Origin of the sequence: Arthrobacter sp. KN11-1C, from assembly GCF_052180225.1 — a bacterium.
In the GTDB taxonomy this organism is placed as follows: Bacteria; Actinomycetota; Actinomycetes; order Actinomycetales; family Micrococcaceae; genus Arthrobacter.
In genome coordinates, this window is the sequence record NZ_CP197467.1 from 3,877,387 (window position 1) to 3,900,257 (window position 22,871).

General features: G+C 64.0%; 25 protein-coding genes and 1 tRNA gene. 12 read left to right on the top strand and 14 right to left on the bottom strand.

The features are described from left to right. Nucleotides 1-144: 144 nt before the first annotated feature. The 5 genes from rlmB to ACSBOX_RS18080 form a co-directional block, all read right to left on the bottom strand. A complete protein-coding gene (rlmB, locus tag ACSBOX_RS18060; RefSeq protein ID WP_442543695.1) occupies nt 145-1,140 on the bottom strand; it encodes a 23S rRNA (guanosine(2251)-2'-O)-methyltransferase RlmB in 996 nt (331 codons plus the stop codon). Nucleotides 1,141-1,219: 79 nt separating this feature from the next. Next, nucleotides 1,220-2,683: a cysteine--tRNA ligase gene (gene cysS / locus ACSBOX_RS18065; protein WP_442543696.1), complete on the bottom strand. Its 1,464-nt coding sequence runs from the start codon at nt 2,681-2,683 to the stop codon at nt 1,220-1,222. Between the two features lie 57 nt (nt 2,684-2,740). Next, nucleotides 2,741-3,250, bottom strand: coding sequence for a 2-C-methyl-D-erythritol 2,4-cyclodiphosphate synthase (gene ispF / locus ACSBOX_RS18070; RefSeq protein ID WP_442546063.1), 510 nt, complete (start codon nt 3,248-3,250; stop codon nt 2,741-2,743). A 23-nt stretch (nt 3,251-3,273) separates the two neighbouring features. Continuing rightward, nucleotides 3,274-4,056: a 2-C-methyl-D-erythritol 4-phosphate cytidylyltransferase gene (ispD, locus tag ACSBOX_RS18075; RefSeq protein WP_442543697.1), complete on the bottom strand. Its 783-nt coding sequence runs from the start codon at nt 4,054-4,056 to the stop codon at nt 3,274-3,276. Nucleotides 4,057-4,213: 157 nt separating this feature from the next. Next, nucleotides 4,214-4,696, bottom strand: a complete 483-nt coding sequence (locus ACSBOX_RS18080; protein ID WP_011690592.1) for a CarD family transcriptional regulator — start codon at nt 4,694-4,696, stop codon at nt 4,214-4,216. A gap of 295 nt (nt 4,697-4,991) precedes the next feature. Between ACSBOX_RS18080 and ACSBOX_RS18085 the strand changes: the two genes are divergently transcribed. Then, nucleotides 4,992-5,570, top strand: a complete 579-nt coding sequence (locus ACSBOX_RS18085; RefSeq protein WP_442546064.1) for a hypothetical protein — start codon at nt 4,992-4,994, stop codon at nt 5,568-5,570. 135 nt (nt 5,571-5,705) lie between these two features. On the opposite strand, the gene ACSBOX_RS18090 is transcribed toward ACSBOX_RS18085, so the two are convergent. Both ACSBOX_RS18090 and ACSBOX_RS18095 read right to left on the bottom strand, forming a co-directional pair. After that, nucleotides 5,706-6,386, bottom strand: coding sequence for a response regulator transcription factor (locus tag ACSBOX_RS18090; protein WP_059388662.1), 681 nt, complete (start codon nt 6,384-6,386; stop codon nt 5,706-5,708). Next, nucleotides 6,383-7,588 (bottom strand): sensor histidine kinase, encoded by a 1,206-nt coding sequence (locus tag ACSBOX_RS18095; RefSeq protein WP_442546065.1) that lies wholly within the window; start codon nt 7,586-7,588, stop codon nt 6,383-6,385. The genes ACSBOX_RS18090 and ACSBOX_RS18095 overlap by 4 nt, the downstream gene beginning before the upstream one ends. 206 nt (nt 7,589-7,794) lie before the next feature. Here ACSBOX_RS18095 and phoU point away from each other — a divergent pair, with 206 nt between their 5' ends. Further along, the gene (gene phoU, locus ACSBOX_RS18100) at nt 7,795-8,448 is read left to right on the top strand and encodes a phosphate signaling complex protein PhoU (protein WP_442543698.1); all 654 of its coding nucleotides are present in this window, start codon (nt 7,795-7,797) and stop codon (nt 8,446-8,448) included. Between the two features lie 91 nt (nt 8,449-8,539). Here phoU and ACSBOX_RS18105 read toward each other — a convergent pair whose 3' ends face one another. Next, entirely contained in the window at nt 8,540-9,286 is a 747-nt protein-coding gene (locus tag ACSBOX_RS18105; RefSeq protein WP_345451282.1) for a phosphoglyceromutase, read from the bottom strand. A 127-nt stretch (nt 9,287-9,413) separates the two neighbouring features. On the opposite strand from ACSBOX_RS18105, the gene ACSBOX_RS18110 reads away from it, so the two are divergent. Further along, a complete protein-coding gene (locus ACSBOX_RS18110; RefSeq protein ID WP_442543699.1) occupies nt 9,414-10,226 on the top strand; it encodes a class I SAM-dependent methyltransferase in 813 nt (270 codons plus the stop codon). Between the two features lie 7 nt (nt 10,227-10,233). On the opposite strand, the gene ACSBOX_RS18115 is transcribed toward ACSBOX_RS18110, so the two are convergent. Together ACSBOX_RS18115 and ACSBOX_RS18120 are read right to left on the bottom strand one after the other, a co-directional pair. After that, nucleotides 10,234-10,572: a DUF2516 family protein gene (locus ACSBOX_RS18115; protein WP_078106539.1), complete on the bottom strand. Its 339-nt coding sequence runs from the start codon at nt 10,570-10,572 to the stop codon at nt 10,234-10,236. Nucleotides 10,573-10,582: 10 nt separating this feature from the next. Continuing rightward, entirely contained in the window at nt 10,583-11,767 is a 1,185-nt protein-coding gene (locus tag ACSBOX_RS18120) for a trans-sulfuration enzyme family protein (protein ID WP_442543700.1), read from the bottom strand. Between the two features lie 177 nt (nt 11,768-11,944). On the opposite strand from ACSBOX_RS18120, the gene tmk reads away from it, so the two are divergent. Genes tmk through ACSBOX_RS18135 form a run of 3 tightly spaced genes read left to right on the top strand, consistent with a single transcriptional unit; the run spans nt 11,945 to nt 15,379 of the window. Then, entirely contained in the window at nt 11,945-12,589 is a 645-nt protein-coding gene (gene tmk / locus ACSBOX_RS18125) for a dTMP kinase (RefSeq protein WP_442546066.1), read from the top strand. After that, nucleotides 12,586-13,734 carry a DNA polymerase III subunit delta' gene (locus tag ACSBOX_RS18130; protein WP_442543701.1) on the top strand — a complete coding sequence of 383 codons (1,149 nt, stop codon included), beginning with the start codon at nt 12,586-12,588 and terminating at the stop codon, nt 13,732-13,734. The genes tmk and ACSBOX_RS18130 overlap by 4 nt, the downstream gene beginning before the upstream one ends. Nucleotides 13,735-13,783: 49 nt before the next feature. Further along, nucleotides 13,784-15,379 (top strand): alpha/beta hydrolase, encoded by a 1,596-nt coding sequence (locus ACSBOX_RS18135; RefSeq protein WP_442543702.1) that lies wholly within the window; start codon nt 13,784-13,786, stop codon nt 15,377-15,379. Between the two features lie 109 nt (nt 15,380-15,488). On the opposite strand, the gene ACSBOX_RS18140 is transcribed toward ACSBOX_RS18135, so the two are convergent. Both ACSBOX_RS18140 and ACSBOX_RS18145 read right to left on the bottom strand, forming a co-directional pair. Then, nucleotides 15,489-16,328, bottom strand: a complete 840-nt coding sequence (locus ACSBOX_RS18140; protein ID WP_442543703.1) for an endonuclease domain-containing protein — start codon at nt 16,326-16,328, stop codon at nt 15,489-15,491. Nucleotides 16,329-16,514: 186 nt separating this feature from the next. Next, nucleotides 16,515-17,258, bottom strand: coding sequence for an HAD-IA family hydrolase (locus ACSBOX_RS18145; RefSeq protein ID WP_442543704.1), 744 nt, complete (start codon nt 17,256-17,258; stop codon nt 16,515-16,517). A gap of 222 nt (nt 17,259-17,480) precedes the next feature. Between ACSBOX_RS18145 and ACSBOX_RS18150 the strand changes: the two genes are divergently transcribed. The 4 genes from ACSBOX_RS18150 (at nt 17,481) to srmL (ending at nt 20,175) form a co-directional block, all read left to right on the top strand. Further along, nucleotides 17,481-17,553: transfer RNA gene (locus tag ACSBOX_RS18150), tRNA-Thr, on the top strand. Nucleotides 17,554-17,722: 169 nt separating this feature from the next. After that, nucleotides 17,723-18,031, top strand: coding sequence for a DUF4190 domain-containing protein (locus ACSBOX_RS18155; protein WP_442543705.1), 309 nt, complete (start codon nt 17,723-17,725; stop codon nt 18,029-18,031). Nucleotides 18,032-18,194: 163 nt separating this feature from the next. Further along, nucleotides 18,195-18,863: a hypothetical protein gene (locus ACSBOX_RS18160; RefSeq protein WP_442543706.1), complete on the top strand. Its 669-nt coding sequence runs from the start codon at nt 18,195-18,197 to the stop codon at nt 18,861-18,863. A gap of 193 nt (nt 18,864-19,056) precedes the next feature. Beyond that, nucleotides 19,057-20,175 carry a PheS-related mystery ligase SrmL gene (gene srmL, locus ACSBOX_RS18165; RefSeq protein WP_442543707.1) on the top strand — a complete coding sequence of 373 codons (1,119 nt, stop codon included), beginning with the start codon at nt 19,057-19,059 and terminating at the stop codon, nt 20,173-20,175. A gap of 87 nt (nt 20,176-20,262) precedes the next feature. Here the strand turns inward: srmL and ACSBOX_RS18170 are convergent, their stop codons facing one another. Together ACSBOX_RS18170 and ACSBOX_RS18175 are read right to left on the bottom strand one after the other, a co-directional pair. After that, on the bottom strand, nt 20,263-20,814 hold the full coding sequence (locus tag ACSBOX_RS18170) for a GNAT family N-acetyltransferase (protein ID WP_442543708.1): 552 nt from the start codon (nt 20,812-20,814) through the stop codon (nt 20,263-20,265). Nucleotides 20,815-20,942: 128 nt separating this feature from the next. Continuing rightward, nucleotides 20,943-21,383: a hypothetical protein gene (locus ACSBOX_RS18175; protein WP_442543709.1), complete on the bottom strand. Its 441-nt coding sequence runs from the start codon at nt 21,381-21,383 to the stop codon at nt 20,943-20,945. A gap of 527 nt (nt 21,384-21,910) precedes the next feature. Here ACSBOX_RS18175 and ACSBOX_RS18180 point away from each other — a divergent pair. Both ACSBOX_RS18180 and ACSBOX_RS18185 read left to right on the top strand, forming a co-directional pair. Further along, on the top strand, nt 21,911-22,396 hold the full coding sequence (locus ACSBOX_RS18180; protein ID WP_442543710.1) for a hypothetical protein: 486 nt from the start codon (nt 21,911-21,913) through the stop codon (nt 22,394-22,396). Nucleotides 22,397-22,602: 206 nt separating this feature from the next. Then, on the top strand, nt 22,603-22,779 hold the full coding sequence (locus ACSBOX_RS18185; RefSeq protein WP_078106551.1) for a CsbD family protein: 177 nt from the start codon (nt 22,603-22,605) through the stop codon (nt 22,777-22,779). Nucleotides 22,780-22,871 lie beyond the last annotated feature (92 nt).

The window sequence follows — 22,871 nt, forward strand, 5'->3', positions numbered from 1 at the left end:
GTTGCTTAGGGGAACAGCGACGCCCGCGCACCAAAGAAGTGAGCGGGCGTTGCTGTATTTGGCGCTATATGTGAGCGAGCGTCGGAAGAAAACGCGGCAAAAGTGTGCGAGCGTTTGGCGGGTGTGCCACCACCCACTGCAGGGTTACTTCGTAGCGCGCTGCCTTGAGACTTCGTACAGGGAGATGCCCACGGCCATGGAGGCGTTGAGCGATTCCATGGCGGAGTCGATCGGGATGGAGATGATCTGGTCGCAGTTTTCGCGGACGAGGCGGCTGAGGCCCTTGCCCTCGGAACCCACCACGATGCACACGGGATCGGTGGCCAACGAGAGATCCGGCAGCGAGACGTCGCCGTCGCCATCCAGGCCGAGCACGAAGATGCCCATCTGCTTGAACTGCTTGAGGGCGTTGTTCAGGTTGGCCGCGCGGGCTACTGGGACGCGGACTGCCGCGCCTGCGCTGGTCTTCCAGGCCGAAGCCGTGACGCCGACGGAGCGGCGCTCCGGGACAATCACGCCGTGGCCGCTGAAGGCGGAAACGGAGCGGATGATGGCGCCCAGGTTGCGGGGGTCGGTGATGCCGTCGAGCGCGACGAAGAGGGGCGCGTTGGGGATGTACCCCTTCTTCCACTTGGTGACCGTCTCTTCGGCGAGGTCGTAAGCGTCCTGGTATTCGTACGGCGGGATCTGCAGTACGAGGCCCTGGTGGACGGCATCTTCGGTCATGCGGTCCAGCTCGGGCTTACCGGTTTCCAGCAGCGGGATGCCGCGCTCGGCAGCGAGCTTGAGGGACTCCTTGACGCGGTCGTCCATCTCGATCCGGATGGCAACGTGCAGTGCCTTCGCGGGGATTCCGGCGCGAAGCGCCTCCACCACGGAGTTGCGTCCGGTGACTACTTCCTCGGTAGCGCGGCCCTTCGGGCCTGAGCGGGCGCCCGGGTTGGAGCGGCTGGCGCCCCCGGCAGCGCGCTTTGCCGCCGAGCGTTCGGCGAGCTGCTTGCTCTTGTACGCCTTGTGGTACTCGCGGTCCTCAGCCTTGGGGGTTGGACCCCGGCCTTCGAGGGCCTTTCGACCGTGGCCACCGGTTCCGGTGGTGGGGCCTTTCTTGCTCTTGACAGCCCGGCGACCGTTGTTGGCCATGAATTCCACCCTTGATTGTGTTGAGTACGTCTGCAATCAAGTCTACTGAATCAACTTAAATCGGGGCGCCGGCGCTTTCTCAGTCCCGTTTGAGGCTCCAGCTGGCACCGTCGGCGCCATCCTCGACGGCGATACCGGCTGCCGCGAGAGTGTCGCGGATCGCGTCGGACGCCGCCCAATCCTTGTTGGCCCGCGCCTCGGCGCGCGCCTGCAACTGGGCTTCCACGAGGACCTCAAGGGCCTGGGTGGTCTCGGAGTTCTCCTGGACTTCGCCGCGGACGTCATTCAGTCCAAGCACGGTGGTCATGGCCATGACGGCCTGGAGCGCCTGCGCTGCCGCGGCGTCGTCCCCGGATGCCAGCGCCGTATTTCCGGCACGGACAGTCTCGTGCAGCGCGCCGAGGGCCTGCGGGACGTTGAGGTCGTCATCCATCGCAACGGCAAAGGCGTCAGGCACGGGGCTCGACTCAGGGTGCGCGGCGAAGTCACCGCCGAACTTCTTGGAAGCCTTGGCAACAAAGCCATAGATGCGCTCGACTGCGGCCGCAGCCTCCTGGAGCGAGGTGGGCCGGTAGTCCAGGATTGAGCGGTACTGCGCCTGGCCGAGGTAGTACCGGACAACCCGGGGACTCGCGAGCTCGAGCATTTCCGAGGGACTCACCGTATTGCCAACGGATTTGGACATCTTTTCGCCCTCATACGTGACCATGCCGTTGTGCAGCCAGAAATTGGCGAATCCGTCACCTGCGGCCTGCGATTGTGCCATCTCGTTCTCATGGTGCGGGAAGCGGAGGTCCAATCCTCCGCCGTGGATGTCGAACTGCTGGCCCAAGTACTTCGTGGCCATGGCGGAGCATTCAAGATGCCAACCCGGCCGCCCGGTTCCCCACGGCGAAACCCAGCTCGCCGTCGTCGGCTCCCCGTCCTTGTAGCCTTTCCAGAGCGCAAAGTCGCGCGGATCGCGCTTCCTGTTGCTGAATTGAGGCTCGACGTCGGAGGCTCCCTGCATGTCGTCGATGTTCTGGCGGGTCAGTGAGCCGTACTTGCTCCAGGAGCGGACGTCGAAGTAGACGTCCCCGGAGTCGTCCAGGGCCGGGTAGGCGTGGCCGCGGTCGATGAGCCTTTGAATGAGGGCGTGCATCTCCGGGATGTGGCCGGTGGCGCGAGGTTCATAGGTGGGGCGGGAAACGCCGAGGACGTCGTAGGCCTGCTCGAATTCCTGCTCGTAGCGGTAGGCCAAGGCCCACCATTCTTCCTCGGCCCTGGCTGTGGGTTCCTCGGCCCAGTCCGGCCCGAAGGACTGTGCCGACTTGGCGAGGATCTTGTCGTCGATGTCCGTGACGTTGCGGACAACAGTGACACGCAGACCGCGGTATTCAAGCCAACGGGTCAACTGGTCGAAGGCGATCGCCGATCGGACATGTCCCACGTGCGGCATCCCCTGCACCGTCGCACCGCAGTAGTAGACGCTGGCCTTGCCGGCTTCAAGGGGAACGAAGTCACGGACTTCGGCGGATGCAGTGTCGTAAAAGCGCAGGGTCACCGCTCCAGATTAGCGGATGCGCACCAACTGGTTTCGTTGCACACCCTCTATCCCTGTTTAGCTGCCATCACCCTGGGGTGCTGGCAGCACGGCGTAGACGAGGGCCGTGGCCACGGCGGAAATGCCCTCGCCCCGGCCGGTGAAACCCAGGCCGTCGCTGGTGGTCGCCGTGACGCTGACTGCGGCTCCTGCGGCAGCGCTGAGGACACGCTGCGACTCTTCACGGCGCGGGCCGAACTTTGGCCTGTTGGCAACGAACTGCACTGCCACGTTCCCGATTTCGAAGCCGGCTGCACGGACAATCCTGGCCGCCTCCCCCAGCAGCTTCACCCCGGACGCACCCGCGAATTCGGGACGGTCGGTACCAAAATGCGTGCCCAGATCGCCGATGCCGCACGCGGAGAAGAGCGCGTCGGCAGCTGCATGGGCGACGCAATCGCCGTCGGAATGCCCTGCGAGTCCGCGTTCCCCCTCCCAAAACAGCCCGCCGAGCCATAGCGGCTGCGGATCGTCCTCGGGTGCATAGGCGTGCACGTCAACCCCGATGCCCGTGCGCGGCAGAATCATCGCGACGTTCTCCGGTGCGGCCATCAGCCTTCCACCCAGCGGACTCCGAGCGGTCCTTCCAGAAGGCCTTCGGCAATGATGAGATCCAGCGGCGTGGTGATCTTCAGCGACTGGCTGGCGCCCCGGACTGCGTGGACGGGGACGCCCAGGAGCTCGACGAGCATGGCATCGTCCGTGACGGCCGCCGACTGCTCGTCGTCGAAAGTCGCCGCCGCCGAGTGGGCGCGCAACAAAGTCTCATAGTCGAATCCCTGCGGAGTCTGCACGGCACGAAGTTGTTCGCGCGGGGCGGTGCCGGTGACGATCTCCGGTGCGATTCCGGCGTCGTCCCCGTCCGTTTCCGCGACCATCTTGACCGTATCCACCACCGGCATGGCGGGGATGACGGCTTTGGCGCCCGCCGAAAGCGCCACGGCGACACGGTGGAAGACCCGTTCGGGTGTCAGCGCACGCGCAGCGTCGTGAACCAGCACGGCGCGCGTGCCCTCAAGCACCGCGTCCAGGGCTGCCCGGACCGAAGCGGCACGGGTGGATCCGCCGTCGACCACTGTGATCAGCGGACCGTCAGCGCCGAGCTCCTGGCGGAATGCCTCGCAAAGCTCGCGCAGCTCCAGGTCGCCTGCGGGGACGGCCACGCAAATCTGGCGGGCGACATCCGCCGTCGCGACGCCGCGAAGGGCGTGGGTCAGGATCGTTTCGCCGCCCAGCGGCACTTTTGCTTTGGGCATGCCGTAGCCAAGGCGCTCCCCCGAGCCTGCCGCGACGACGACGACGGCGGTGGCCTCGCGCTGGGATGGTGTAGTCATGCGCCCAAGCCTACGTGGTGCCCACCGGCCCAACTAGCTCGCAGTAGGTGTCGTTTTGGGCCCCCAGAACGACACCTACTGCGAGCTACTTGGGCTTTCGGGCAAAAGGAAACCCCGGCAGCAGGTTGCTACCGGGGTTCAAATCTTTGAATCTCTGTTAGGAAGCCAGAACTTCGTCGAGAACGCTTGCGGCCTTCTCTTCGTCGGTCTTCTCAGCCAGTGCCAGTTCTGAAATCAGAATCTGACGGGCTTTGGCCAGCATTCGCTTTTCACCTGCGGAAAGGCCGCGATCGTGATCACGGCGCCAAAGGTCGCGGACGACCTCTGCAACCTTGATGACGTCGCCGGAAGCAAGCTTCTCCAGGTTTGCCTTGTAGCGACGGGACCAGTTGGTGGGCTCTTCAGTGAACTCGGCGCGGAGAACGTCAAATACGTGCTCCAAGCCTTCTTTGCCCACTACGTCGCGAACCCCAACAAGGTCTACGTTTTCTGCTGGAACTTCAATGGTCAGATCACCCTGAGCCACCTTGAGCTTGAGATACATTTTCTCTTCGCCCTTGATAGTGCGCATCTTGATTTCTTCAATTTTTGCTGCACCGTGGTGAGGGTAAACTACTGTCTCGCCGACCTCAAAAACCATGTGGACTTTCCCCTTTCCCGCAGACCAGTTTATCACGCTTAAGGCATACGATTGGCACGGAAAGGGGTCCTGAGCCCTGTAAATACGCGGAAAATGGCCTTTTCAGCCCTTCGGCACCCTCTTGACGGGAGGGCATAAAAGTGCATAGGACAGAGCGTTGCGGATGACCCTACTCCTTCTGGAGGGCCGCCACAATGGTGATCGGAATCCTTGTTCTTGCCGGTTTGCCGATAGGCTATGGCTGAAAAGTGTTCCAATGACTCTTAGAGGAGTACGTGTCGTGCGCATTACTGCGATGAACCGTGTCCAGCGCGGCAAACTGGCGATGGCGGCGGCCGCCATCAGCATCGGTCTCTTGTCCGTGACCGGCTGTGGCTATATCAACCCCCAGCAGACGAACCAGCAGTATTCACCGTCTGACGGCGTCAGGGCAGACCTCGGTTCACTGCAGCTGCGAAACATGCTCATCATCTCCACGGATGCCAACAAGCCGGGCCGCGTCATCGGTGCCGTGTTCAACACTTCCTCGAGCGATGCCACCCTCACCATCACTGGCGCCGGCGGGTCACAGGCGACCATTCCGGTGAAGGCAAACTCCGAGACCTACCTCAACGACACCACGAGCGCCGTCATCCTGAGCACCACCGGCGGAGTCCCGGGTTCGGTGGTTCCCGTGACCATCAAGAGCGGATCGGATTCCAGCACCGTGCAGTTCCCGGTCCTGGATGCTTCCTTGAAGGAATACGCGAAGTACGTTCCCACCCCTTCCGCTTCACCGAGCTCCTCCGCCAGCGGTTCGGCCACGCCGAGCAGCAGCTCCACCTCAAGCAGCAGCGCGAGCCCCACGCCTAGCGCGAGCAGCACAGGCCACTAGGGGCCTACGCCGCCCCGCTCGGCAACGAACCGGCTTGGCAAGACAAAAAGGCTTGGCAAGACAAAAGGAAGGGCTCCCACGGGAGCCCTTCCTTTTGCTGTTGCTGGCCGCTCAGGTTCCTGGCCGCATGGATCCTTACGGCTCGAACTTGTAGCCCAAGCCCCGCACTGTCACGAGGTAGCGGGGAACGGAGGGATCCGGCTCGATCTTGCTCCGCAAGCGCTTCACATGGACGTCCAAGGTTTTGGTGTCGCCCACGTAGTCGGAGCCCCAGACACGGTCGATCAGCTGCCCGCGGGTGAGCACCCGGCCGGAATTGCGAAGCAGCATCTCGAGGAGCTCGAATTCCTTCAGCGGAAGCGATACTTGTTCGCCGTTGACGCTCACTACATGCCGCTCGATGTCCATCCGCACCGGACCGGCCTGCACGGTGGACGTGATGAGTTCCTCCGGCTCGCCTTGGCGGCGCAGCACGGCACGCACCCGCGCCACGAGTTCCCTCGAAGAGTACGGCTTGGTGACATAGTCGTCCGCGCCGAGCTCCAGGCCAACCACCTTGTCGATTTCCGAGTCCTTGGCGGTCAGCATGATGACCGGGACGCTGGAACGCTGGCGCAGCTGCCGGCAAACCTCGGTGCCAGGGGTCCCCGGAAGCTGCAAGTCCAGCAGCACCAGGTCGGCCCCGTTGCGGTCGAACTCCACCAAGGCGTCACTGCCGTTGTCCACAACCTGGACATCGAAGCCTTCCTTGCCCAATAGGTAGGACAGGGGGTCGCTGAAGGACTCTTCGTCCTCCACGATCAGAATCCTGCTCAAGCGCCAGCTCCTTGCTCTAGGGCGCGCACAGCGCCCGTCGTTTGAATCACGTTTCGGGGCTTCGCCCCGGCGTCGTGGTCTTCCTGGCCTTCCATTTCCGGAAGGCGGATGGTGAAAGTAGAACCTTGGCCGGGCTGGGACCAGACCGTGACCTCGCCGCCGTGGTTGGACACCACGTGCTTGACGATACTGAGGCCCAAGCCGGTTCCACCGGTTTGCCGGGACCTGGCCGCATCCACGCGGTAGAAGCGCTCGAAAATGCGCTCCTGGTCCTCGGGGCTGAGACCCTCGCCCTGGTCCGTGACGGAAATGGCCACGACGCCTTCTTTGGCGCGGACCCCCACTCCCACACGGGTGTTCTCGGGCGAATAACGGATCGCGTTGTCGATCAGGTTCCGCAAGGCGGTCACCAACAGGTCCTGGTCGCCGAACACCATTGTTTCCGTGCGCCCGCCGACGACGATCTTGATGTTCTTGAGTTCGGCCGGGAGCTGCGAACGATCCACGGCTTCGGCGATCACCGTATTGATATCCACGGCGTGCCCTTGCTGTGCCACGTTGGCACCTTGGAGGCGGGACAGCTCGATGATGTCCTGCACCAGCGCGGCGAGCCGGGTCGATTCCTTGTGCATGCGCTTGGCGAAGCGACGGACGGCTTCCTCGTCGTCGGGACTCGCCTCGAGCGCTTCGGCCAGCAGCGAGATGGCGCCCACCGGCGTCTTGAGTTCGTGCGAGACGTTCGCAACGAAGTCGTTGCGGATCTCTTCGGTGCGGGTGATTTCGGTGCGGTCATCGGCCAAGAGGACGATATATTCCCATCCGAGCATGGCTGCCCGCACCTGCACCACAATGGTTCCTTTGCCCAACGGACCACGGGGCAACTCGAAAGTCTCTTCCAGGATGACGCCGTCGCGCCGCACCTTTGCGGTCATGTCCAGCAACTGCTTGTGGACCACCGTGTGGCCCCTCACGAGCCCGTAGGCGTAGGCCGCGGGACTGGCCCGGACGACGCCGTCGATCGCGTCCACGACGACGAAAGCGCGCCCGACGACGGACAGCACCTCGGCGGCTCCCTCCGGAAGCAGGGGTTCGGTGACGTCCAGGTCCACGATCTTCCGCTGCCGTTCACTCAGCCTGAATGCGAGCACGCCAAAGACGCCGCACGACAGGCCGACGAGACCTGCGATGACACCGATGAGCACTGGATCCACGGATCTAGCTTATGCGCTCGAAACACTGCAAAATATGGAACGGTCACCAAACCGCCCCGATTCAGCTAACGTTCACCTAAAGGTGCGCAATCGTTCATTGACCACTGCCACCCTTACTAGTTGGACCATAGTTAGCTGTGATGATTTTCGCGCCGTCAGAGGGGTGCGGAGGAGAATTCCAAGGAGAGGACGCCACCGTGCGCAAGGTTTTTCAGGAGGAGCTCATCCAGGTCGGTGAGGACCTCATCGAGATCTCAAAACTGGTCACTGAGGCGATCCAGAACGCGACCACCGCGTTCGAAGGTGCAGACGTCGATCTCGCCCAGGACGTCATTGCCGCCGACGCCCGCATCGATTTCCTGCAGAACGGCCTCGACGAACGGGCCATCGACATCCTGGCCCTCCAGGGTCCCGTGGCGAGCGATCTCCGGATGATTGTCGGCTCCCTGCGGATGAGCGCGTCCCTGGAGCGCATGGGTGACCTCGCCCGGCACGTAGCCCAGCTGGCACGCTTGCGCTACCCGGCCACCGTCATCCCCGAGCAGCTGACGGCAACGTTCAAGGACATGGCCCGCCTCGACCTCGAAATCGTCCAGAAGGTCACCCTGCTCCTGGAGTCCCGCGACCTGGAAGTTGCCCGCGACATCCTCAAGCTCAACATCCGGGTGGACGATATGCACTTGAGCGTCTTCAGGGCCATCGCGGATCCTGCTTGGGCCGAGACGGCTGCCACCACGGTGGACGTGGCCCTCGCCAGCCGCTACTTCGAGCGCTTCGCCGACCACGGCGTCTCGGTTGCCCGCAAGGTGACCTACCTGGTCACCGGTGAATGGCAGCCTGAAGGCTTCTAGCCCGGCTTAACAAACAACGACGGCGGCCGGCCCACCTTGCGAGGTGGGCCGGCCGCCGTCGTTAGCTCAAAAGACTATTTCTTGCCCTGGCCTATTTCTTGCCCTGGGCGGCTACAGCCTTGATGGACTCTGCCGCGGCCTCGGGGTCGAGGTAGGTTCCGCCGGGGTTGATCGGCTGGAAGTTCTCGTCCAGGTCGTAGACCAGCGGGATGCCCGTGGGGATGTTGAGGCCTGCAATGTCCTCGTCGCTGATGCCGTCGAGGTGCTTGACGAGGGCGCGGAGCGAGTTGCCGTGCGCGGTGACCAGAACGGTCTTGCCCGCCTTGAGGTCTTCCTTGATGTCCGATTCCCAGTACGGCAGGAGGCGCACAAGGACGTCCTTGAGGCACTCGGTGCGCGGGAGGGCGTCGCCGAGGTCCGCGTAGCGGGGATCGTGTGCCTGGGAGAACTCGCTGTCGTCGGAGAGCGGGGGCGGCGGGGTGTCGTAGCTGCGGCGCCATTCCATGAACTGCTCTTCACCGAACTCGGCGAGGGTCTGGGCCTTGTCCTTGCCCTGCAAGGCGCCGTAGTGGCGCTCGTTGAGGCGCCAGTCACGCTTGACCGGGATCCAGCCGCGATCGGCCTTGTCCAGGGAGATGTTCGCGGTGTTGATTGCCCGCTTGAGCAGGGACGTGTACAGGATGTCCGGGAGAACGTTGTTCTCGACCAGGAGCTCTCCACCGCGCGCTGCTTCCTCGCGGCCTTGGTCGTTCAGGTCGACGTCCACCCAGCCGGTGAACAGGTTCTTGGCGTTCCAGTCGCTGTGGCCGTGGCGCAGCAGAATCAGCTTGTAAGTCATGGTTTTCATCCTAAGCGATGAGGACCTGCCGTTGCCGGGCGTTACGGGAACGCGGGGTCACTTAGCGCCGGTGTTTGGGCCTCGGATGGGCCGTAAGTGACCCCGCGTTGGAGGATAAAGTGGGACGGTGGTGCAAAAAGCGGAGCGGGTGCAGGGAAGACGCGGCAAACCCGTCGGCAACATCACCCGAGGCACCACGAATCCCAACCGCATGCGCCGCCTCGACCGCTGGTTGGCGGGCCCGCAGGGATGGCGGCTGCGCTCCGCCGTCGACCCCTTGGTAGTGGACCTGGGCTACGGCGCTTCCCCGGCCACCGCCGTCGAACTCTTCGAAAGGCTCCAGGCCGTCCGCCCGGACGTCCGCGTGTGCGGGATCGAGATCGAACCCGAGCGCGTCCGGATCGCGAAATCCCTGGAAAGGCCCGGGCTCAGCTTCCACGTGGGCGGTTTCGAGGTTCCCGTTCCGGGCAATCCCGTGTTGGTGCGGGCCTTCAACGTGCTGCGCCAATACGAGGAATCGGATGTGCCCGGGATCTGGGCACTCGTGCAGTCTCGGTTGGCTCCGCAGGGATTGTTCATCGACGGCACGTGTGACGAAATCGGCCGCAGGGTGACGTGGGTTGCGTTAGGTCCGAACGGACCTTTGAGCCTGAGCCTGTCCATGCGGTTCGGCGGCTTCGAACTGCCCTCCGACGTGGCCGAACGCCTCCCGAAGGCACTCATCCACCGCAACATCCCGGGGGAACGCATCCATGCATTCCTGAATGCCCTGGACCAGGCCTGGCTGGAAGCCGCACCTCTTGCGTCCTTTGGGAGCAGGCAGCGGTGGACCGCCATGTGCCAATCAATGCGCGACGCCGGTTGGCCGATTCAGGACGGAACGTCACGCTGGCGCTTGGGTGAAATTACTGTCGACTGGTCGGCGGTGGCTCCGGCCTAGCCCACGGCTACCAGGGACCGTACGGCCCCTGGTTGCGGCCGCTGTTGCCGATTTCCTTCACGGCCGGCCGCACGTCCGCCAGATAGACACACGCCGCGGTCACGGCGGCGATGCCAAAGAGGCCCAGTCCACCGCCGCCGCTGAGCACGGAAATGCCACCGATCGCGGCTGCAATGCCGGTCAGGGCCAGCCAGAAGGTCTTGGTGCGCTTGGAGGCGGCTTCGAATGACGAGGGTTTGTGGCGCAGGCAATCCACCAGCGCCCACAGCTCCAAAGCGAAGGCAACCAGTCCCAGAATGACCCAAATCCCATTCTGGATGTATGAAATCAAAATTTTTCCGTCCACGCCCTCAAGCCTAGCCGTCAAGCGCCTTGAGTGCTTGCTCCAAGTCGGCCCAGAGGTCTTCCACGTTCTCGATCCCGACGCTCATCCTGACCAGGTTGTCCGGCACGCTGAGCGGTTCGGCCGTGTGCCGGCGTCGGCGTTCGATGAGGGATTCGACGCCGCCCAGGGAGGTCGCGGGGATCCACAACTGCAATGCGCGCACCAGTTGATCCGCTGCGTCGGCACCGCTGCGGGTTCCGTCTCCGGCCAGTTGGATACACAGGATGGAACCAAAGCCCTTCATTTGGGATTTGGCGCGCTCATGGCCGGGATCGTTGGGCAGGCCCGGGAAGCGCACGGACTCGACTCGCGGGTGGGTGCTCAGCCGCTCGGCCAGCGTCGCGGCAGAAGCCTGCGAGCGTTCGATCCGGAGTGCCAGCGTGCGCAGGCCGCGGAGCGCGAGCCAAGCCTCGAAAGGACCCGCGATGCCGCCGTGGATGATGCGGTGGTGCAGGAGTTCCGCGCGCAGCCCGGCATTCGAGGTCACCAAGGCGCCAAGTACGACGTCGGAGTGGCCGGCCAGGTATTTGGTCACCGAATGGAGCACGACGTCGGAACCCAGGCTGAGGGGCTGCTGAACCAGGGGCGTGGAGAAAGTGTTGTCCGTGACCACGATGGCGCCGGCCTCGTGGGCGGCGGTAGCCAATGCCCGGACATCGGCGATGCCGAGCATCGGGTTGGTGGGGCTCTCAATCCACAGCATGCTGGCGGGCTTTCCATCCGCGGGGGCGAGCTGTGCCTTGACGGCATCGGTGTCCGCGATGTCAACAGTCCGCAACTCAAGGATGCCCTTGGCCGCGAGTTCGGTGGCCATGACAAGCGACCCCGCGTAGCTGTGCGTGGGCATGACGAGCACCCCGCCAGCGGGCACGAGCGACAATGCGGAGCTCACCGCAGCCAGGCCCGAGGCGTAGAGCAAGCCGGGCAGCTCGGCGCCCTCCAGCTGGGCCAGCGCTTCCTCGAACGGATCCCAGGTGGGGTTGGCGTAGCGTCCGTAGCCACGGTCGCCGTCGCTCAGTGCTCCCGTGCCGAAATACGTGGAGGACAGAACGATGGGCGGGTTGACGGGCTGGTCATGGCTTCGTTCGGGACGGCCTGCCGCCACCACCACAGTGTCAGGGGACAGATCTGCGGCATGCTCTCGGGAAAGACTCATTCCTCCAGCCTACGGCGAGCGGAGGGGGCGCTGGAAAGGTGTTACGGGCGAACCGCTGCCGAGCGCCGGGGTGCGGGTCCCGCGCGGGTGGGCGTGCGCCGTCGTCGGGCACTGTCAGTGATCATCTGTAGGCTTAGATCCGTGACTACGCAGCGCCTCAAGAAGGACCAGAGCCCCATGCCGGACCAGCGCCCGGGACTCTTCCTCGCCTTCGAAGGCGGGGACGGGGCCGGCAAGTCCACGCAGGCTGCCCGCCTGGCCGAGTCGCTCGAGTCCCTCGGCTTGTCCGTACTGCGAACCCGCGAGCCCGGGGGCACGCCGATCGGCGAGAAACTGCGGTCCCTCGTGCTGGACCACGGCCACGGCACCATCGATCCCCGCACCGAAGCCCTCATGTTCGCAGCCTCCCGGGCCGCCCATGCAAGCCAGGTCATCCGCCCGGCCTTGGCGCAGGGGTCAGTGGTCATCACGGACCGCTACATTGATTCATCCGTGGCCTACCAGGGTGCCGGAAGGGACCTCGGAACCGTGGATGTCAGGCGCCTCAACGAATGGGCCACCGAAGGCCTCGAACCGGACCTTACGGTACTCCTCGACGTCCACCCGGGCGATGGCCGGGACCGCAGGACTGCCGGAGACGCTGCCGAGGACCGGCTCGAGTCGGAACCGGACGATTTCCACGCCCGCATCCGTGCGGCGTTCCTCGAACTGGCACAGGCCCGCCCGGACACGTACCTCGTGCTGCCCGCCAACGACGCCATCGAGGATCTCGCCGCGCAGATCCTCCGGCGCGTGCAGGACTTGCTCGGGAGCCGCACGTGACCGTGTGGGATGAGCTCCAGGGCCAGGCGCCCGTCGTCGCGCAATTGCGCGCCGCCGCCCAAGGCGAAGGCCTCACGCACGCCTGGCTGTTCACCGGACCGCCGGGGTCGGGCCGCTCCAACGCGGCCAAGGCATTCGCGGCTGCGTTGAACTGCGAACAAGACGACGTGGCACTCCGTGGCTGCGGCGAATGCGCATCGTGCCGGACCATCCTCGGCGAGACCCACTCCGACGTGACCTTTGTCCGCACCGAGAAGGTCACCATCACCATCGAGGAAGCCCGACAGTTGGTGTCCAAGGCGGGCGACCGGCCGGCGTCGGGCCGTTGGCGCATCATTGTGGTGGAGGACGCGGACCGCATGGCCGAGCGCACCACCAACGTCCTCCTCAAGGCCATCGAGGAGCCCACGCCTCGGACCATCTGGATGCTGTGCGCGCCGTCGCCGGCGGATGTGCTGGTCACCATCCGCTCGCGTTGCCGCCCGGTGAGCCTCCGGATTCCGCCCGCTGCCGACGTCGCCGCCCTGCTGGTGAGGCGCGACGGCGTCGATCCCGCCGTTGCGGACCGGGCCGCCCGCGCTGCCCAAAGCCACATCGGCATTGCGCGCCGGCTGGCCCGCGATCCGGAGGCCAGGGAGCGCCGGATGGAGACTGTCCGCTTCCCGCTGGGCCTGCGGGGCGTCACGGCCGCCGTGATGATGGCCGAAAAGCTGGTCAAGATCGCGAGCGATGAGGCCAACAGCTCCAATGACGAACGCGACGCCGCCGAGAAGGTCGCCCTGCTCGCGAGCCTCGGCGCACCGGAATCGGGCACCCTGCCTCCGTCGATGCGAAGCCAAGTGAAGCAGCTTGAAGACGACCAGAAACGGCGCGCCAAGCGATCCATCACGGATTCCCTCGACCGCACGCTGACCGATCTGCTGTCCTTCTACCGGGACGTCCTGGTCATTCAGATGGGAAACGCCGTGGAGTTGGTCAACGTTGAACTCAGGAGTGAGCTGGAGGCCTATGCGGCGAACTCCACACCCGAGATCACCTTGGCGCGCATGGACGCCATCAACAAGGCGCGCGTGCGGATCACCACAACCAACGTGGCACCCCTGTTGGCCGTCGAGTCCATGGCGAGCAGCCTGATTCAGCAATAGCCGGATAGTTTAGAAGTACAACACGCTTCCCCAGCCTGAGGAGAAACGCATGACCCCCGCACGACGCCGGACCGCCGGGTCCAGTTCCAAGACCCGGTTCCCATCACTGCGGCGGGCGGCAGCGGCAGTCGCTGCCACGGTCTCCGCCAGCCTGCTGCTGAGCGGCTGCGTGTTCTCCGTGCCGGTGCCCAACGACGGCGCGAGCAACGGGTCGGGCAGCACCGCCGACCCGTCCATCGCCGCCGCGGCGCCGGCAGGACTCGAGAGTTTCTACTCCCAGAGAGTGGACTGGACGTCCTGCGAACAGGGCTTCCAGTGCGCCAACATCAAAGTGCCGGTGGACTACGCCAAACCCGATGGTGACAGCATCTCCATCGCGGCGATTCGGCTCCCGGCCCAGGGCACAAAGAAGGGCTCGCTGCTGGTAAATCCCGGTGGCCCCGGCGCATCGGGCTACGACTTCGTCAGGGACGCGGGAAAGACGCACTTCACCAGCAAGCTCCGGTCCAGTTTCGACCTGGTGGGCTTCGACCCGCGCGGCGTCAAGCGCTCGGCTCCGGTGACGTGCCTCAGCGACGCCGAACGGGACGCTTCCCGCGAAAAGGTCTACAACTACGACACCGACCAGGGCGTCGCCGCGGCGCTGGCCGACACCAAGGCACTCAATGCCAAGTGCGTGGAAAAATCCGGCCCCGCCCTGGCACATATCGACACCGCCAGCTCTGCCAAGGACATGGACATCCTCCGGGCAGTGCTGAACGACGCGAAACTCAACTACCTGGGCTTCTCCTACGGAACCTCGCTCGGCGCCACCTATGCGTCCTTGTTCCCGAACAACGTCGGCAAGCTTGCTTTGGATGGCGCAGTGGATCCTGCCCTCAACAACGAGGACCTCACCGCGGGACAGGCAGAGTCCTTCGAAAGGGAGCTCCACACTTATGTGGCGGATTGCCAAGCAAAGCCCGGCTGCCCCATGACAGGCAGCGTCGACGATGGTGTGCAGCAGATCCGGGACCTCATTGCCGACGTCGAGCAGAATCCCAAGCGGGCCAAGGACGGCCGGCTGGTGACGGGAGCCGCGTTTGTCAGCGGCATTTTCACCCCGCTCTATGACAACGAATCGTGGCCAGTCCTGACCCAGGCGCTCCAGGCCGCGTTCAAGGGCGATGTGTCGCTCATGCTCCGGATTGCCGACTTTGGCGCAGACCGCGACCCTAACGGCACCTACACGTCAAACACCGAGTTCGCGTTCAACGCGATCAACTGCCTTGACTACCCCATGGTCACGGATACGCCCGGGATGCGTTCCGAGGAAGCCCGGCTGAAGCAGCTCTCCCCCACCTTCGGCTACTACTTCGCCTATGGCGGCATCAACTGCAAGGACTGGCCCTATAAGCCCGTACACACGCCGGCTCCCGTCAAGTACACCGGCTCCGCTCCGGTCGTGGTTATCGGCACCACCGGGGATCCCGCAACGCCGGTGGCCTGGGCTGGTTCACTGCGGAAGCAACTCGGCAACGCGTCCTTGGTGACGTGGAAGGGCGAAGGCCACACCGCCTACGGCCGCTCCAACCAGTGCGTGTCCGACGCAGTGGACAACTACTTCGTGGACGGAAAGGTGCCTTCGGACGGGACCATGTGCTGAGCCTTGCGTTTTTGGCCGGGCCGCCACTTCTGACCAATTTTGGGGCTGGGCCGAGCTGAGTGTGCGCGGAACGACGCGGAGGTTTGATGCCCGGTGTGCGCAAAGGTGGTCATTTGTTGAGGCGTGGACCGGAATGGTTGGCCCGAATGGCGGCCTGCACTTCCGCGACCATGGCCTCCGGGTTGTGAACAACGTCCTCGTAGAAGTACCTCAACACTGTGAAACCGCCGGCAACCGAGCTGTTGTCCCGGCGTCGATCCCTCTTGATGGCACGCGGTTCAAAGTGCGTCTTGCCATCCAGCTCAACGATCAAGAAGCGCTCGACGACGAAATCGACCTCCCCCACCCCGGGTAGTTCAACGTGCTGCGCGAAAGCGATCCCAGCTCTCTGAAAGTGCATGGCTGCCAGGGGTTCAAGGAGGGAATCGGCTCTCCGGCCCACGAAATCCAGGACGTCCCTCGCCGGACCGTTCCGGTTGCCGGGCAGCCTGCCGCGAAGGAACTCCACGGTTATGTCGCCACGTGCAACCGCGCATTGAACCATGACCAACGCTTCGGCTGCCGGCCGGCATCGCAAGGCGTGCACGAGGACATCGGCAAGGGCTGCCACTGGCCGGCCCGGCACAGGTGGCAACGACGCGATCCGGTGCGGCACTACGCCGTCGCGCTGTAGCCCGTTGCCACACACCACATGGAGTTCGCTGGCAGGATGCAGTTGCCAGAGTCCGTGGTGAGGGGCCGCCGAGACACAGGTGAGGACACCACCATGCCGATAGGCCTCAATGAATTCCGGAGGTGCATCGGCCAAGGCCACGACGCCGCGATACGGAACCACCACCCCACCCCGCCGCGCCGCAGTTCTGAGCTGCCACGCGCCGACTCCGGCGTTGAGGAGATCCCTGCGCATGGCTACGCCTCCCCGTGCACGAAGGGCCGCTATGAGATCCATGGCTCCACGATGCCTGTGTGCAGGGTTGCCGTGGAGGCCTGGGGTTAGCTATGTGGACAACTTCCTGCTTTTGGCGGGCCACTTCTGACCACTATTGCGCGGCCCCGAGCAGCGTGGGTGGCGGATTGACGGCATCCACGCCGCTGAGCCCGGGCCAAAATTGGTGGATTGTTGAGGGGCGGGGGGCTAGAGCCGTGCCGCGCGGGGCTCAAGCAGCGCCGGAAGGTCCTTGACCGAGGGCACGACGGCGGTGGCGCCGGCCGCGCGCAAGGCCGCCTCGGAGTGGAAGCCGGTGAGCACGCCCACCACGGCGGACGCACCGGAACGAACAGCGGAGAGCATGTCCGAGCTCGTGTCCCCCACGACAACGACCTCGCGGACATCATCGAGGTCAAGGGCAAGCACAGCGGTAAGAATCATGTCCGGGTAGGGGCGACCGCGTCCGGCGTCGGCGGGGCACAGGCTGAGATCGGCCTTCCCCATCCAGCCCAGGGACTCAAGCACCATGTTCTGGGTGTGCCGCCCGAATCCCGTAGCCAGGCACACTTTCACGCCGGAGTCCCGTAACCAGTCGATGGTTTCCTCGGCGCCCGGAATAGCCCGGACACCGCCGTCGACAATCAGATCGTCGTAGGCGCGTTCGAACGCTTTGTTGGCGCTCTCGGCCCGTTGGGCTTCGTCAAAGAGGTGACTGAATACGGTCAACTTCGAAAATCCCATGGTGTCCCGGGCGTAGCCGAGCATGCTTTCGAAGCGGGTCGAACCGGGCTCGACGCCGGTCTCCTGCAGGGCGCGGGACATCGCACGTTCCGTAAGACCATCGTCCGTGATCGTGGTGCCCACCATGTCCAAGACAGCAAGCCGGAGCCGCTGCGCACGATGTGCCCCGGCGTCGTCCGCGTTGATCCTCTTGCCGCTGTCCATGCTCATGGCGCCCCTTCGCTGGTTGATGGCCGAAATCGCGCGGCCACGTTAGTCCGCCCAGCTTGCCCCCGGTCCGCGACGGCGGCCTGAACCCGGCGCGACGAGCGGGTGAATTCCGCAACAACGGCGCCACGGGAGCCCAGCCCGGTGCTGTTTTGACCCGGACGAGGTGACTCTATTACAGTTGTATCTTGCGTGATTCAGCCGGTACCCGGACGATAACGCGGTGCTTCCTTAGCTCAGTCGGTAGAGCGTTTCACTCGTAATGAAAAGGTCATCAGTTCGATTCTGATAGGAAGCTCGAAAAGCCCCGCCATTCCATTGGATTTGGCGGGGCTTCCTTTTTAAGTCAGAAGTTCGGGGGCCACTTATGGTCCTCAATGGCCCCGACACACCGGGAGCCTGGAGGCAGGCTTACTCTCCACATCGTAGGCTCGGCTAACGCCATCCCAGGAGAAAGAACAGGCCTCATGAACAGTGTTCCTCCGCCTCCCGAAAAGCGCTGGCCGTCCGGCGCCCCCCAGGTTCCTCATCCGTACGCTCCGGTCCAGGCACGCCCACCGTTTAGCAAGGCTGCCATCGCGGGTTTCATCATCAGCTGCGTCGGGCTTTTCGTCTTTGCCATGGTCGGCCCACTCGGGACCGCCATCTCGGGCCTGGGCTTCCGGCGGGCCAGAGAACACGGATTGCGTGGGCGCGGGCTCGCGATCGCGGGCATGATCATCGGTGTCGCCGATTTTGCGTTCTACCTCATCGCCCGGTACCTCCTTAATCCCTAATGCACAGCCGTCGATGTGAGACCCGAGGCAAGTAGGCGTAGCGGCGCGCCGGGCGCTGCGAAGTTCAGGCAACAGGATAGAAAAGATGGGCGGGAGTTTCCGGCTTCCGCCCGTCGTCCCCTTTCCGGGGACACTCTTCCGAGCCGCCGAACACATGAGGGTCATGAACTTCCGCAAACACTTCGCCCTGCCCGCCGCGTTCCTCTTTGCCGCATTGGCCCTCTCCGGATGCCAGCAGGGATCCGGTCCCGCCACAGAAGCGAAGTCGCCGGCAGCTCCTCAGGCAATCTCGGCCGCTCCCGGGGAAGCATCGTCAGGTGCGTCGGCCGCAGCCGTGAAGTCCGTCCACTCCCCCGGCATTGTCGCCACCGACGAACAGCTTAGTGCCGGTCAGTGCTCCGCCAAGGTGGTCGATGCCGCAACCGGCGAGTACCTGCCGGACCCGGCCTGCACTCCAGGCGCGGCCGATCCGGCGGTCACTCAGGACAACATCGACTCGACCATCTGCACGAGCGGCTACACGGCGACCGTGCGCCCGCCCGCTTCTAACACGGACAAGGTGAAGGCCGAGAGCCTGCGCGAATACGGCCAGACCGCCGTCAAGACCACGGAATACGACCATCTCATCAGCCTTGAACTCGGCGGTACCAACTCCGTGTCGAATCTATGGCCTGAGCCGAACAAGGCGAGTGCCACGGGCACCACGAACCCGAAAGACGCGGTGGAGAACGCCCTGCACAAGGCCGTATGCGCTCGCAAGGTCACCCTGTCGGCTGCCCAGAAGGCGATCGCCCATAACTGGGTCACCGCGGTCAAAGACCTCGGTTTGTAGCGGCGCGAAGCGTCGACTCCGACGATCAGGGCCGTCAGCTGGGGTATAGTCGCCCCATGCTCTCCACGCGTCGATTTACTTGCCCCCGACCGGTTTCCGGTCGCGAGGGCTCCCAGGCGCGCGCCTAGGTCCTGGCGCCGGATATGAGTCGGGGGTGGAACCCGCCGCTCACATCCGAACATAAGGACCAGCAATGCCCGCTTATCTCGGCCCCTCCGAACTCAACGATGCTTTGACTATCCGGGATCTCTCAAATCCGGACGCGGGGCCCCATGCAATGCAGACACTCTTGCAAGGTGTCATCGACGCGCTCGGCAGCAAGTGGGGTGTGCCCGAACAGATCATTCGGCACAGCCCGCTGGTGAGCGTGACTGACAATTATGACCGCCTGGGGTTCAACGAATCGGATGTCACGCGGGATCAAAGATATTCCCGCTACGTCAGCCCTACGGTGATGCTCTGCAGCCATACCTCTGCTTCCATCCCGTCCCTGCTGCGGGCACTGGATTCAGACGAATCCATCGATGAGCTCTGGGCCATCCCCGGCCTGGTCTACCGGCGCGATTCCATCGACCGCACCCACGTGGGTACTCCGCACCAGGTCGACTTGTGGCGGGTCAGCTCCAGGGAAGCCCTCGACGCCGGTGATCTCCAGGAAATGCTTGCTTCCCTCGTTCAAGCGGTCCTTCCGGGAGCACAATGGCGCGCGGTTCCGGCAGTTCACCCGTACACCAAGGAGGGTTTGCAGCTCGATGTCCTCAGGGGAGGAGAATGGCTCGAACTCGCGGAATGCGGACTCATTGCCCCGCATCTGTTCTCCGAGGCCGGCCTGAATCCCGCAAAGTGGTCGGGGCTGGCTCTAGGGATGGGCTTGGACCGTGCCCTGATGCTCCGCAAAGGCATCCCCGACATCAGGTTGCTCAGGTCAACGGACAAAAGAATCGAACAGCAGATGCTGGACCTGTCCCGATGGAAACCGGTCTCCCAAATGCCTTCCATCCGCAGGGACATTTCCATCGTCGTCCCCGCGGATTTGGACGCCGAAGTTCTCGGAGACCGGGTACGGACAGCCTTGGGCGAGCAAGCCGAAGATCTGGAGAGCGTCGAACTCCTGGCGCTGACTTCATGGGGAGAGCTCCCGGCGGCAGCGCGGGAACGGCTCCGCATCCGCGACGGACAGGCCAACGCGCTCATACGTTTGGTGCTGCGCCCGCTCGCCCGGACCATGACGGATCCACAGGCCAACCAGATCCGGAACGAGGTTTACCTAGCCCTGCACGAAGGGCCGTTCAAGGAGCTCATCGCGGGATAGGACATACTCGGCGTGCCCCAAAATGATGCCGGGCGCCCCCGGGACAAGCCTGCAAGGGCCCCACTGGGACCTCCATCCCGGGGCGCTCTACCAAGGGGTTCCCCGAAGGTCGATCGGTCCGGCAGGCCACGATGCGGCGCTCTTGGCCGCGGAACAGATCAGGATCGGAGTATCCGTGGATTCGATGATTGTGGTCCTGTCCCGTCTTGATAGGCACCGTTCTTGAGCACGGATCCGGCGCCAGCCGCAGGACTCATAGAACGGCGCCACGTCTTCACGACACCCGAGATAGCCGAAATCCACGCCAGCAGTCTCCATGGCTTCCCGCGCGCGGCCCATCAGCTCGGTGCCGAGTCCTGTTCTTCGTGCCCGACGTGCCACAAGTACGCCGCCGGTGCCACCCACCAGGACCCCGACAGGGCCGACGTCGATCAGCCTTCGCTGGAATCCGACGTGACCAATGAGGTCTAGACCATCGAAGGCGAGGACATGGACATCGGCGGGGGAATACCCATAGGGACAATCGGGGTCCCATGGGCCGAACTTCTCGTGATATTCGACGTCGAACAGGACCCGAAGGTCCGCGATGGTTTGACGAGGAAGATGGGTGTGCCTGACAACCCGGATCGTCGTCTGCATTTCCCTATCCTCCTTGGCTATGGACGTCACCGTAGCCGAGGATCCGGGAGCGAGCTATCCGCGGCTACGGGAAGCCGTCGCGGCCTGTGGCTTCTTCCACCCCGGGCACCCCGTGGATAGCCGAGAGTTCACGGCTGGGACGTATGCCCGTAGGAAACGATGGCGAACGCGCCGCCCACCAGAAGACCGGTGACCGCCGCGATTGCTCCAGGGTTCGTCAAGGGAGGAAAGAGGCTGCTGAACGCATACGCGAGTATCCCTGAACTCATCAGTGCCGAGAAGCCAGTGACGACCGCACGTGTCATCCGGCTCGCTGCCTCAGTCACGAGGAACCTTGCGCTGATGACAACGCCGGCAACAACCAGCCCAAGGATTGCCAAGACAATCACCTCGAGGATCAGGAAGTAGAGACCCCAGACGAGGGCATAGGCATTGATTTGTTGGCCCCATGCGTAACTTCCGAGGTGAGCCAGCGCCCCGACCGCGCCCAAAACGGCTCCCAGGCAGACCAGCCTTGGTGACACCCTTCCGGTGCGCCACCAACCCGCTCGAGTGATTTTCGTCGTCATCCAGCACCGCCGGCTGAAGATCTGCGGCTTGCAGCTTCGGCTGTTCCTGAAAGACTTTTGAGGATAAACGTGGTGCCGAGGACAGCCCGGGCAGCCGTGGTGCACCTGTAACGCAGCCTCAGGAAAGTGAACGCCGTGGGCCCCTTGATCAGACTGCCGTTACAAATCTCATTCATACTGTCCAAGTCCCCAAGTAATGCCGCGACGCCGGAATTCGCACTGATCGCCGCCGTGGCAAGGCTCTGGCCAGCTTCCATAAATTCATTTGTCCCCCTGCTTATGCGAAGCCTAGTCAACTAGAGGCAAACGTAGCCTCTGATGCTCGGAACCTCAACGGCATAGGGTCCCTCCAGCGATCGGGGAGCCCGTAAAAAAGTGGCCGAAGGTAGACTCGGCGGTTGGGGGCGCACTGGGACGGCCCCAACTGCGCTCGAAGGGGACGCCAGATGGGGCAAGAAAAGCAGTCGCAAATCGACCAGCCCGATGCAGCAAGACAGCTCTATGTACGGCCATCGCGGACAGCCGACGTGCCTATCCTTACCCGCCACGGTGCGATGAGATCACGGCATTGGCGCTTCTGGGTGGGGCTTTTCGAGTTGGTCACTGGATTGCTCACGGGTCTGGTCACCGTCACGAGCGCCACGACGGGTATCGGACAGTTACGAGACATGGCCGATTCAGGCGTAAAACCCCCGGCAGAGTGGATTGCCTACGTCATCGCCGTCACCTTGGCCTTCGGGGTGGTATCGGTTGCGGGTGTAGCCATCGGGGTCTGGAACCTCGCCACCCTAAAAGGAACAGCCCGGTCGCCACTGATCGCGGCCATTGCGGTCTCCGCTGCGTCAATCGTGCTGACGGTGGTGTTCATCGACGGGCCCCTGTTTGACCCGGTGAAAATCGTATGGGCCGCGCTTCACGCGCTAGTGAGCCTCTGGACTGTCGGCATCCTACGGCTCAAGAGAATCCCTGCCGCGCTGACCGCGGTCGAGGAAGCGGCCCCTGGCGGAGCTTAAAGCTTCTTCTCGGTAGTTGCCGGCGAAGCGTTCAAAACCTGGATCAGGGGCATCAGGCGATTCTGCCACGGCCCGTGAGTTGGGGCCTATAGTTCCCATGATTCCTTGACCGGCAGCTCTTTCGGATTTGAAATCCAAACCCGAAGCATGCTTAGTATGTAATAACGGCCGTATCGATCGGCTGCCGAACCAGAGGAGGAAACACCATGGGACTAGGCGACAAGATTGAGAACGCTGCCGAGAAGGCTGGCGGCAAGGGCAAGGAAGCTGCCGGCAACGCCACGGGCAATGAAAACCTGAAGGCGGAAGGCCAGGCCGACCAGGCCAAGGGCGATTTGAAGCAGGCCGGCGAAAAGGTCAAGGACGCCTTCAAGAAGGACTGACCCGACCGTCTAGCGAAGGGCGCATCCCATCGGGGTGCGCCCTTCGCCGTGTCCGGTGCTTGCTACCAGACGGGCTCCCACGGGAACACTCC

What these genes read in the sequence shown, in the direction of transcription:
- ACSBOX_RS18175 (WP_442543709.1), bottom strand. Translation starts at nt 21,383, where the DNA reads ATGACGACGAAAATCACTCGAGCGGGTTGGTGGCGCACCGGAAGGGTG.
- tmk (WP_442546066.1), top strand. Translation starts at nt 11,945, where the DNA reads ATGCCGGACCAGCGCCCGGGACTCTTCCTCGCCTTCGAAGGCGGGGAC.
- ACSBOX_RS18155 (WP_442543705.1), top strand. Translation starts at nt 17,723, where the DNA reads ATGAACAGTGTTCCTCCGCCTCCCGAAAAGCGCTGGCCGTCCGGCGCC.
- ACSBOX_RS18160 (WP_442543706.1), top strand. Translation starts at nt 18,195, where the DNA reads ATGAACTTCCGCAAACACTTCGCCCTGCCCGCCGCGTTCCTCTTTGCC.
- ACSBOX_RS18185 (WP_078106551.1), top strand. Translation starts at nt 22,603, where the DNA reads ATGGGACTAGGCGACAAGATTGAGAACGCTGCCGAGAAGGCTGGCGGC.
- ACSBOX_RS18140 (WP_442543703.1), bottom strand. Translation starts at nt 16,328, where the DNA reads ATGGATCTCATAGCGGCCCTTCGTGCACGGGGAGGCGTAGCCATGCGC.
- ACSBOX_RS18145 (WP_442543704.1), bottom strand. Translation starts at nt 17,258, where the DNA reads ATGAGCATGGACAGCGGCAAGAGGATCAACGCGGACGACGCCGGGGCA.
- srmL (WP_442543707.1), top strand. Translation starts at nt 19,057, where the DNA reads ATGCCCGCTTATCTCGGCCCCTCCGAACTCAACGATGCTTTGACTATC.
- ACSBOX_RS18170 (WP_442543708.1), bottom strand. Translation starts at nt 20,814, where the DNA reads ATGCAGACGACGATCCGGGTTGTCAGGCACACCCATCTTCCTCGTCAA.
- ispD (WP_442543697.1), bottom strand. Translation starts at nt 4,056, where the DNA reads ATGACTACACCATCCCAGCGCGAGGCCACCGCCGTCGTCGTCGTCGCG.
- ACSBOX_RS18120 (WP_442543700.1), bottom strand. Translation starts at nt 11,767, where the DNA reads ATGAGTCTTTCCCGAGAGCATGCCGCAGATCTGTCCCCTGACACTGTG.
- ACSBOX_RS18135 (WP_442543702.1), top strand. Translation starts at nt 13,784, where the DNA reads ATGACCCCCGCACGACGCCGGACCGCCGGGTCCAGTTCCAAGACCCGG.
- ACSBOX_RS18105 (WP_345451282.1), bottom strand. Translation starts at nt 9,286, where the DNA reads ATGACTTACAAGCTGATTCTGCTGCGCCACGGCCACAGCGACTGGAAC.
- ACSBOX_RS18085 (WP_442546064.1), top strand. Translation starts at nt 4,992, where the DNA reads ATGAACCGTGTCCAGCGCGGCAAACTGGCGATGGCGGCGGCCGCCATC.
- rlmB (WP_442543695.1), bottom strand. Translation starts at nt 1,140, where the DNA reads ATGGCCAACAACGGTCGCCGGGCTGTCAAGAGCAAGAAAGGCCCCACC.
- ispF (WP_442546063.1), bottom strand. Translation starts at nt 3,250, where the DNA reads ATGATTCTGCCGCGCACGGGCATCGGGGTTGACGTGCACGCCTATGCA.
- ACSBOX_RS18080 (WP_011690592.1), bottom strand. Translation starts at nt 4,696, where the DNA reads ATGGTTTTTGAGGTCGGCGAGACAGTAGTTTACCCTCACCACGGTGCA.